Source organism: Photorhabdus sp. RW14-46, from assembly GCF_963887965.1.
GTDB classification, from domain to species: domain Bacteria; phylum Pseudomonadota; class Gammaproteobacteria; order Enterobacterales; family Enterobacteriaceae; genus Photorhabdus; species Photorhabdus laumondii.
In genome coordinates, this window is the sequence record NZ_CAWPHH010000059.1 from 1 (window position 1) to 10,028 (window position 10,028).

Consider the following 10,028-nt stretch of genomic DNA (forward strand, 5'->3'; position numbering starts at 1 on the left):
TATCTATGTATTCTAAGTAGTACTTGGCTTTTATCGGCATAATAATATCGATATAAGCCTGATGAGGATCTTTATATTGGCTTAATATCTGGTTTTCATCGATCATTTCTATAGAAGCCAAATCTGTGATGCCGGGTTTTACCGATAATATTTTGTTTCTGACATCATCCGGGTATTTGTCCATAAATTGTGGTACTTCCGGTCTTGGCCCGACTAAGCTCATTTTTCCTCGGACAACGTCAATCAGTTGGGCTAATTCATCAATTTTATATTTGCGGATGAATTTTCCAGAGTGGGTAATACGGAGATCATGACCAATAGTGAGTTGTCCTTTTTGCTCTGATCCCGTCGTCATGCTCCTAAATTTATGAATATAAAAATTTTGATTATATTGGCCTACTCGTTGTTGTCGGAAAAAAATAGGTCCTTTCGAATCGATTTTTATCCAGATAGCAATCGTGATTAAAATAGGGAGTAGTAGGATGAGTCCAATGAGAGACGAAGTAAAATCAAAAAGCCTTTTTATAGCTAAATAATATGTCATCATTTATGCCAAGATCTCTTTAATTGTTTTGATAACGTAGATTTGGTCTTCTTTGGTCATTTTTGTATATAAAGGGATGGATACAATTCTTTTAAAGTTTTCTTCGGCAACTGGGAAGTTGTTTTCGTTAAGAGAATAGGTATTTTTCCAGATGGGTTGTTTATGCAGTGGAATAAAATGGACAGAGCAGCCGATGTTTTTTTCTGCCATTTTTATAATGAAGTCATCTCTGGATATTTTGACTTGATCATTTAATCTAATGGTATATAGATGCCAGGCGTGTTGGCTATTAGGTTCTTGAGGTTTAGTGGGTAAGATAATCGGTAGATCTTTTAATTCATCATCATAGAGTTTAGCCATTGCCTCTCTTTTCTTGTGGAAAGTGTCTATTTTCTGTAATTGATGGATGCCGATAGATGCACAAATATCGGGCATGTTATATTTATAGCCTGGTTCAATCACTTCATAATACCAGGCAGGTATTTTAGATTGATATCTATCAAAGGCGTCTTTGCTAATGCCGTGGAGGCGCATTATTTTTGCTCTTTTTATGATATCTGGATGTCTGGAGACTAGCATGCCACCTTCCGCTGTCGTCATGGTTTTATTCGCGTAAAAGCTGAATACGGTGACATCGGTATCTAGCGTGCCAATTTTCTTTCCCTTATATAAAGTCGGAAATGAATGGGCGGCATCTTCAATGATTCGTAGATTGAATTTTTTAGCTATTGCAATAATGGCATCCATATCACAGGATAAACCTGCAAAGTGTACCGGCATAATTGCTTTAGTTTTGGCGGTTATGGCTTTTTCTATTGCTATTGGGTCAATATTCAGGCTGTCAGGTAAAGAATCAACAAAAATAGGGTGAGCTCCCAAATAACGGACAACTTCTGCGGTTGCCGTAAAGGTATAGGTCGGAACGATGACTTCATCACCCGGCTGAATACCAATGGCTTCTAATGCTAAATGCAATCCCGCCGTGGCTGAATTTACCGCTATGGCTTCAACATCGGAACCTAAATATTGCGCAAAATCTTGTTCAAATCTTCTGGTTTTAGGTCCGGTGGTTATCCAGCCTGTTTTAAGTGAGTCAATGACTTCATCAATTTCTTCTTGGCTGATTTCTGGGAGTGCGAAAGGGAGAAAAGAAGAGTTCATGATATAATCCTTATCTTTTGTTTTTTACGTGGAATTTCTTATTGAATATAATTTTCATTATTCCAATGAGATACCCTGATCCATAAGATAAATGTATGTACAGAAATATTAATGGTAAGAAAATATAGTTTTTTTTATTTTTTAAATGGGCTCTTATTGATACCAGTAAAGTTAAGAAGAAATAGATAAAAATACAACCTATATATAGATATAAAAATATTGAGCTAGTGAATGAGAGGATTAATCCTAGGATTAACCCTAAGACAAAAATTGGTGGTATTAATTGCCGGAATGATGTTATTTTTTTCAATTTGGCATTGACTAATGGTTTAAATAAACCGTATTGGTAGAACATAGAACAGATTTTTTTAATTGAATCTCTGGGGTAATAATCAATAATAATATCTGGGGAAAGGTATATATTACCTCCATGCTTTATAATTCTGTTGTTAAACTCATCATCTTGGTTTCTAATTAAATCTTCATCAAATAGCCCTATTTTATCGAATAGTGTTCTTTTGAAAAAGCCGAAAGGTACTGTATCAACTTTTTTTATATTATTAATGCCAATTCGAAAATAGGAATTACCCATTCCAAAGCGACTACTTAAGGCATATGCAATATTATGGGAAATGGTTGTAGAATTACATGGTTTTGTATTAACAATCCCACCTATATTATCAGCATCAAGTTTTTTTGATAAGTTATATAGTTTGGATAAGTAGCTACTGGGATAGCTGGAGTGAGCATCGATTCTGGCTATATATTCCCCTAATGAGTTTTTTATACCAATATTCAGAGCAGCAGGAACATGTTTTGCAGGGTTATATAGTAATTTTATGAACTCATATTTTTCAGTATAACTCTGAATTACTTTTAAAGTACTATCTGAACTACAACCATCTATAAAAATAATCTCTAATTGCCCGGTAGGGTAATCTTGTTTTAGCAGTGATTCAATACACCCTTTTATATATTTTTCTTCATTTAATATAGGGCAAATAACTGATATATTTATCATGGTTGAATAGTCACTTTATTTAGAGTGTAATGATAGTTATTAATTCCTATGTTTTATTTAAATCTTCTGGTTTTAGGTCGGGTGGTTATCCATCACTGTTTTAAGTAAGTCAATGATTTCATCAATTTCGGATTGTCCAATTTCAGGTAATGCAAAAGGAAGGAATTTATTATTCATGATTGATGATGGCCTTGATGAAATTGTCTGCTAATACGGAATAAGCGTGATTTTCTAAAGCGTAAATTTTACCTTTTTGTCCCATTTGGTTTAATTCGTCAGTTGATAATTCACTGAGTTTTAATAAGGCCCGAGCAATCTCTTCTGGCTTGCCTGATTTAACGGTGATACCGCAATTCACGTCAGAAACAGGATCATTACCGGCATCAATCGCGCATAAAATGGGTTTGCCTGCCATCATATAATCAATAAGTTTATTGGGGCTGATGCCAAATCTGAATAATGATTGCTTTTGTAACCCTATATAGGCAATGTCAATTTTATTAAGTAGTGTTGGGATTTGAGTTTTGGGGATCGGATCAAAGAATATAACGTTATTTGTTCCCAGTGATTGAGACTCCTTTATTAAGTTATCTTTTTCAAGGCCCGTGCCGACTAATAAGAAGGTTATCGGTTTATCATGAAGCAGTGAAGCCGTTTTGAGTAGTTTTTCTAGCGCATTTGGGCGGCCATGGGCACCGCTATAGCATACAATTTTATGCCCTTTATTTTTTTCAGTTACAATAAGTTTTTCTAGTGAACGGTTTAATGGAGTAAGTTGATTTATCCAATCCTTTATAACCACGCCATTAGGGATAATATGTAGTTTATTGAGATCTAATCCATGTGCTTTCGTATGTTCTTGTACTTTAGGAAGCATGGAAATAACCACATCAGCATGTTTATAAGCTGTGTTTTCAGCAAGTTGGCATAATTGAATAAATGGATGTTTAGGTGACATTCCACCTAATTCTATGGGTGAAAGCGGCCATAAATCATGCAGTTCAAAAACCAGTTTGGCATTGGCTTTTTTGGCAAGACGTTTGGCAATCCAGATATCCATTGGATATGTACTTGAAGCAATAACAACATCAGGTCGATATTTTTTGACTAAGTTATGGCTATCAAGCCAAATTTGCCGTAAAAAAGAGAAAATATTTTTGACTCTGGATAATCCATTTCCATTATAACTCGGGGTTGGATACCAGATATATTCTAATCCGTTAATATTTTCGGTGGTTTTTTTATTCTCTATCAGTTTGGGTTGTTTGGTCCGTACATGAGAATAAGAGGCTGCAAGTAGGGTAATATTATGTCCCGATTTAATCCATTCTTGTCCTAAATGATATGGACGAAATTCCATCCCAAGATCCGGTGAGCCGGCATAGTGGTTTATATAGACGATATTCATAGTAATTTTTCTAGTTCGTCAGCAATTCTTGTCGCAGCGATACCACCACCATACATGGATTGAATCGAGTCCATGTCAATTCCAATCATGTCATGAACGGCTTGGGTTATTTTGTTACTGTCAGCCTCCGAGAGTTTGTTTACGCCCGCGGCAATTAATTCTACCCATTCAGTTTGATCTCTCACAGTCACACAAGGTTTCTTGAAGAAAAAAGCCTCTTTTTGCAGTCCGCCACTATCGGTAATAATCAGGGCGGTGTTTTTAAGTAGCCAGATCATCTCTAAATATCCTACTGGCTCAATTAAATGAACATCTAAATGTAAGTCGTATTGTGCTAACATTTTTTTAGTTCTTGGGTGAATTGGCATAACAACAGTAGCAATTCTTTTATGTATATTATTTAAGGCGTTTACTATTTCAGTTAGACGTTCCTGATTATCGGTATTTTCAGCACGATGGAGCGTGGTTAATATGAAGTTTGGTATCGCATCCAGCCCATCAGGTTTTTTCGCCATTTGGCTAAAATATAAAGCGGCGTCTTCCATCACATCACCGACTTGTTTGATATTAACGGGCTTTGAACCGAAGCCTTCTTTTTGTAGGTTATTGATGGCAGTGTCTGTTGGACAGAAAAGAATTGAACTCACATTATCGGTTAATATTCTGTTTATCTCTTCTGGCATCTGCATATTAAAGCTACGTAAACCGGCTTCAACATGGATAATCGGAATATGTAATTTAGATGCGGCTAATGCACCAGCTAAAGTCGAGTTTGTGTCGCCATATACCATGACGGCATCCGGTTTTTCTGTGATGAGTACTTTTTCAATTTCGATGAGCATTCTACCTGTCATGTCACCGTGTGAACCACCGTGAATATTGAGCGTGTAATCTGGTTTGGGAATGGCTAAATCATTGAAGAAGACATCAGACATATTAGTATCAAAATGTTGACCGGTATGAATGATAATTTCTTTAAATTTGTTATTATTTTTTAAAGCGCGAGAAACTGGACTTGCTTTAATGAATTGTGGTCTGGCACCTAATACGGTGATGATTTTTTTCATATCGATTAACGTCCAATGTGTTGATAAAATTTGGTTAGTTTATTTTGTTCAATATCCCAATTGTATTTTTCATTGACTGCCAGAAGCCCATTGTTACCCATTTCTTCTGCTATATCAGGGTTATTTGATAGGTAATCTATTGCATCAGCTATTTGCTTAGGGTTTAATGGGTCAACACAAATGCCACAATGGTTTTTTACAACTATATCTTTCCATAATGTGAAATTTGAAGCGATGACCGGGATACCCGCACTCATATATTCGAATATTTTATTGGGTTGGGCATCGATATGATTGGGAAGTGGGTGATATAGAACAATACCTGCAATAGATTTAGATAAAAGCTCTTTGGTTTCTATGCGATTTAAAAATCCCAGTGCATCTATTTTGTGCCAATTTTTCATATTTTTTATTTTGTTCTCTAGTTCTGTATCTGAAAAATTGCCCGCGAGTTTCATTGTTGTATTTGTTGTGAGGTGAGAGAGGGATTCAACCATCTCGGCTATACCTCTAATGTCGGAAATACCGCCGACATAGCAGACTTGTTTTTCTTTTTCATGCCAGTTGGCATGTTTATTATGCAACTCACCTAATATAGGATAGTTATTAATATCTATGGTGTTGTTATTGAGTTTTAAGAATTTGTCTCTTATTGAGGGTGTGGCTGTAATAATGCCATCAAATTTAGGTGTAGAATACTTCTCGTAGAGGGCGAATAGTTTAGAGATAATAACCCGGGTAAATTTATTTAAGTAAGGTTTGCTAAAAATTTGTTTAGGGACATCTTCATGGGAATCAAAAATGACTATTTTACCTTTCTTTTTCAGTTTTAGCCCGATAGGGATGAGTTCTGGATCATGAAAATGATATAAGTCGGCGTCTAATTCTAATGCTTTTTTATAAACTTTATCGGTTGTTTTAAAAATTCTATTTAATCGACCGGGCAATATACCGACATCAATGATAGCAATGTTATTCTTGACTTCATTACCTTTACCATCTGCAACAATAAGTGAGACCTCATGTTCTTTTTGTAAGGCAGAACATTCTTTTAGGAAAATACGGGTGTCGAAACGTGGATGTACCGAGGTCATATGTGTGATTTTCATAAGGGTATTTTGTTAGTTTTCGTTGGGAATAAAAATAATAATATGCTTAATGCCAGCAGCCCATAGGTCAGTAGTAGTGCTGTAATCGCTGAGTTTGATATTGTGTATACGAAGGGTAAATAGAGTGTCGTTGAAAGTTCAAATGGAACCTTTTTTGAGCTCAGGTTCATTGCAAAGATTAATATATTAAATATAAAAAAGTTTATTATTAAACCCAGTGTACCGTATCTGGCGATACCGTCTCCAATAAAGCCAGTATTAGCCGAACCTGAGGTGCCATAATAGATTTGAGAAACTATTTGCGGCGCTTCTGTCGTAAATTCACTATTGTTGTTGTAGATATAATCATAAAAATAATAGGTATTTAATGTCGGTGTGAAGAATACTCTGCGTAGCCAATGGATCAGTGGGTCATAAAAATCGAAAATTAAATATAATATCCCGGCGGTCAGGAATAAATAGAGGATGATATTTATCACCGAGTTACTTATCGATTTTGTTCCTTTTATATAGAAGTATAGAATGATAACCGCGAGATTCATGAATGCGATGCTTTTTAATCCTGAGGAGCTGTAGATTAAATAGGAAATCAAAATACTTATTGTAATGAGCAGATATTTTATCGGACCTCTAATATAGAGTGAAGCTAGTAATAGCAATGGCGAGATAACATATCCCCCATTGGTGATGATGTACATCGTGAGTAGCGGTGTGTTGTCTTTAAAGTGCTGTCTCACGGAATAAACTTTAAATATATTAGGGGGTATTAAACTTAATCCAGGATTGCTAATGACGAATAAGAGGACAATAATACCACATCCTATTATCAGTATTTTATATAAATCCCACGGGATTTTTAGTTTCGGTATTGTTATTCTATCTATTATCCGAAAGAATAATATAGATGAGAAAAATAATATGTTTATTGTGCAGACGAAAATGATTGAATAGACAGAAGCTGAATTAATCAGTGGGAATATAATTGATACCGGTATAATGTAAGTGATATAGATTAACCATAAAAAAACCATCACGGGATTTTTTTGGTTGTTGAGTAAAATGAGTGGTAAAAATGATATCCAACAGAAAATAATACTTAAGTAACCTTGTGGGGTAATATTATAGCCTCTTACCTCATGGAATGTATCTAATATAAGTACTGAATTCAGGTAGATAATAACCTGATAGATAAATATTTTCAGGATTATTTTAATATTATTTTGCATTTTTGCTGATAAAGAAGTAAATGAATGATAATACTAAGATAGACAGGAAATACATAGTGATAAATTGATAGTATGCCCAACTCGTAGGGCCATGTTTTATGTAATAATATCCGCTATTAGCGGCGGATTTATTCCAATTATTATATAAATCTATTATTTCTTTATTTTTAAAATTTTGATTTCTAGCTATCAGATCTTTTAAAAGAAGAGTATGTATTTTGTGATATTTAATATTGCTTGGGTTGCCAATTAAATCATAGCTGGACCATTCATTTTTTATGTCGAACTTAAATATATTATGGCTGATTGATTGATATAATTTATCGGATATTCTGGTGTTTTCATCTGTATTTAAATAATTTTCAAATGACTCAATACCATAAGTAGAATAGATCATGCCGTTTAATACAAAAGCCAATTGGTCTGAATTGGCTTGAGGATCAACGTACTCTTCAATCCAGGGCATATTATCTAATGTTGTTAAACTGCCGCCTTTATGGATAGGTGCGAGTGATGATTGGTATAGTCGTTTCGACGTGAGTAGATATTTATCATCGTCAAAATGGTCATAAGCTCTTAATAAGAGAATAATGGCATAGGCATCGGTTAGTCCAGACCACCAGGGGGCAGAGAGTTTATTATTTTTGTAGCCTTTATATGACCAATCAAAATCATATAAGTAATGACTTTCACCATGAAATGATTTTATATTATTTAATAACCAATCGGCTGAAAATTTAAAATTAGCAATCAATTCGTTTTGATTGAATTGAGGTGGCGGTACATTCCATCCGGGTAAGGATGAATCGGTTCGCCATAATATATTGGCGTTATCTTGATTTAAGCCTAAAGAAGAGTATATCAGGCCATAGTGAACAACATAAAATGGGGATAAGAATGGCTCTGGAATATGAGGTGAGTGAGATAAAGGAAAGCCATTGCTATTAAATTCGCGTTGCGTGAATTTCCCTTTCATGACTAAGTTTCTCACATTGCCATTGAATTCATCTAGCTCATAAGCATATTTATTGAATGTATAGCTGACAATCATCACGATAATGATATAGGGAATTATTTTTATTATGATTTTCTTCATGTTAACCTTATTGACGCATGAAAGATAATTTTAAAATATAAGCCGTACTTGTCATATAGAGAACAAAACTTGTGAGTGAAAATAATAATAGGGTAAGGTAAATATCGCCTAATAGATATCCAGTAAGGAGGGCGATTAATCTTAATATAATCGATGTTGTCTGAATAAATAAATTGCTTTTCTGATGTTCATAAATTGATAAATATACCGATAACGATGAGTATATTATTTGCCCGCATAAGTGTGGTATTAAGCATAATAGATATTTACCTGATTCTCGCCACTCTTCACCGAAGATAAAGGTTATGATGGGTATGCCCGTGAAGTATGTCACTATAGCAAATAAAATAGCAATGAGTGTTAGGCAATAAAATGTTTTTTTTATCTTTAAGAAAGGTGATATAAGCGTGTCTTTTAAATATCCTTGTAATATAGATGAAACGGTTTGGGATAATAGTGTAATTGGGGCTCCTGATATTCTGGATGCAATTAAATAAAATCCTGCCGATTTTAGCCCATAGGTGGACATGATAAATAATTGGGGCAGTTCATTACTCAATGTGTTAATTGAAGCCGCAGGAAAATCATAAACGGGAAATCGATAATATTTCTTAGCCAGTAGTCTTATTTTTCTAAGTTCATGTTTGCTGATAATTAAACGATATTTGGATCTTTTACTTAAAAATAGAACACCTAATGATTGGCCTAATATTTGGCCTAAGATGAGACTGCTTGCGCCTAAATGGGCAATGCCGCCAATGATTTGGGTGCTAATCATGGCAACGGTTTGCGTTATTTTAGTGATAGAGAGTGCATGGTATTGTTTTTCTCTTATACTATTGAAACTCACTGCTCGATAAAATCCATAAGTGATAATACCTAGCGGGATATAGTATATATAGTTTCCTATAATTATTTTTTCTGGTGTGTTAGATATTGCAAAAACAGTGATAACGATTAGGCTAATGGTTATTGGAATAATGCAAGATAATGTGACTAATGAGTTAATTTCACGACTTTTCCCTGATGAACTTATTGAAAATTCATATCGAAGACAAGCGCCTACGGCAAAAACACTTAAAAGCGATGAAAATGAAGCGTAAATACCTAATTCTTCCGGTGAAAATAGTCTTGTTAATACGGGTGTTGATAGTAATAATAATATCTGGCTGAATAATGATGAGAGTAATAAGCCAGATATATTCCTCAATAATTTATGATTCATGGATTTTAAATTGAACTGGCAATTTTATTAATTATATCTATGGATAAATAAGGATGCATCGGCAAGCTAATGACTTCTTGTGCGATTTCGTCTCCTATAGGCAGAGCAATATTGCTGGCCACCGCGGGTTGTTTATTTAGCGGGATCGGGTAATGAATGGCGGTGGGAATA

The 10,028-nt window shown here is 34.7% G+C and carries 10 protein-coding genes; all 10 read right to left on the reverse strand.

Annotation, left to right across the window (positions count from 1 at the left end):
• Positions 1-547 (reverse strand): sugar transferase (locus AACQ38_RS22895; RefSeq protein ID WP_165579146.1); only part of this gene is annotated, 547 nt, incomplete at its 3' end.
• The gene (locus AACQ38_RS22900; protein ID WP_165579147.1) at positions 548-1,705 is read right to left on the reverse strand and encodes a DegT/DnrJ/EryC1/StrS family aminotransferase; all 1,158 of its coding nucleotides are present in this window, start codon (positions 1,703-1,705) and stop codon (positions 548-550) included.
• Between the two features lie 10 nt (positions 1,706-1,715).
• Entirely contained in the window at positions 1,716-2,726 is a 1,011-nt protein-coding gene (locus tag AACQ38_RS22905) for a glycosyltransferase family 2 protein (RefSeq protein ID WP_165579148.1), read from the reverse strand.
• A 169-nt stretch (positions 2,727-2,895) separates the two neighbouring features.
• Entirely contained in the window at positions 2,896-4,086 is a 1,191-nt protein-coding gene (locus tag AACQ38_RS22910) for a glycosyltransferase family 4 protein (protein WP_242685669.1), read from the reverse strand.
• Positions 4,087-4,130: 44 nt separating this feature from the next.
• Positions 4,131-5,201: a non-hydrolyzing UDP-N-acetylglucosamine 2-epimerase gene (gene wecB, locus AACQ38_RS22915; protein ID WP_165579150.1), complete on the reverse strand. Its 1,071-nt coding sequence runs from the start codon at positions 5,199-5,201 to the stop codon at positions 4,131-4,133.
• Between the two features lie 5 nt (positions 5,202-5,206).
• Positions 5,207-6,295: a glycosyltransferase gene (locus AACQ38_RS22920; protein ID WP_235592696.1), complete on the reverse strand. Its 1,089-nt coding sequence runs from the start codon at positions 6,293-6,295 to the stop codon at positions 5,207-5,209.
• A gap of 11 nt (positions 6,296-6,306) precedes the next feature.
• On the reverse strand, positions 6,307-6,789 hold the full coding sequence (locus tag AACQ38_RS22925; protein ID WP_228985241.1) for a hypothetical protein: 483 nt from the start codon (positions 6,787-6,789) through the stop codon (positions 6,307-6,309).
• Positions 6,790-7,525: 736 nt separating this feature from the next.
• Positions 7,526-8,632, reverse strand: a complete 1,107-nt coding sequence (locus tag AACQ38_RS22930; RefSeq protein ID WP_058589069.1) for a D-glucuronyl C5-epimerase family protein — start codon at positions 8,630-8,632, stop codon at positions 7,526-7,528.
• A gap of 7 nt (positions 8,633-8,639) precedes the next feature.
• Entirely contained in the window at positions 8,640-9,857 is a 1,218-nt protein-coding gene (locus AACQ38_RS22935; protein WP_011148863.1) for a lipopolysaccharide biosynthesis protein, read from the reverse strand.
• A 5-nt stretch (positions 9,858-9,862) separates the two neighbouring features.
• Entirely contained in the window at positions 9,863-10,027 is a 165-nt protein-coding gene (locus AACQ38_RS22940; RefSeq protein ID WP_339367084.1) for a DegT/DnrJ/EryC1/StrS family aminotransferase, read from the reverse strand.
• Between the last annotated feature and the right edge of the window lies 1 nt (position 10,028).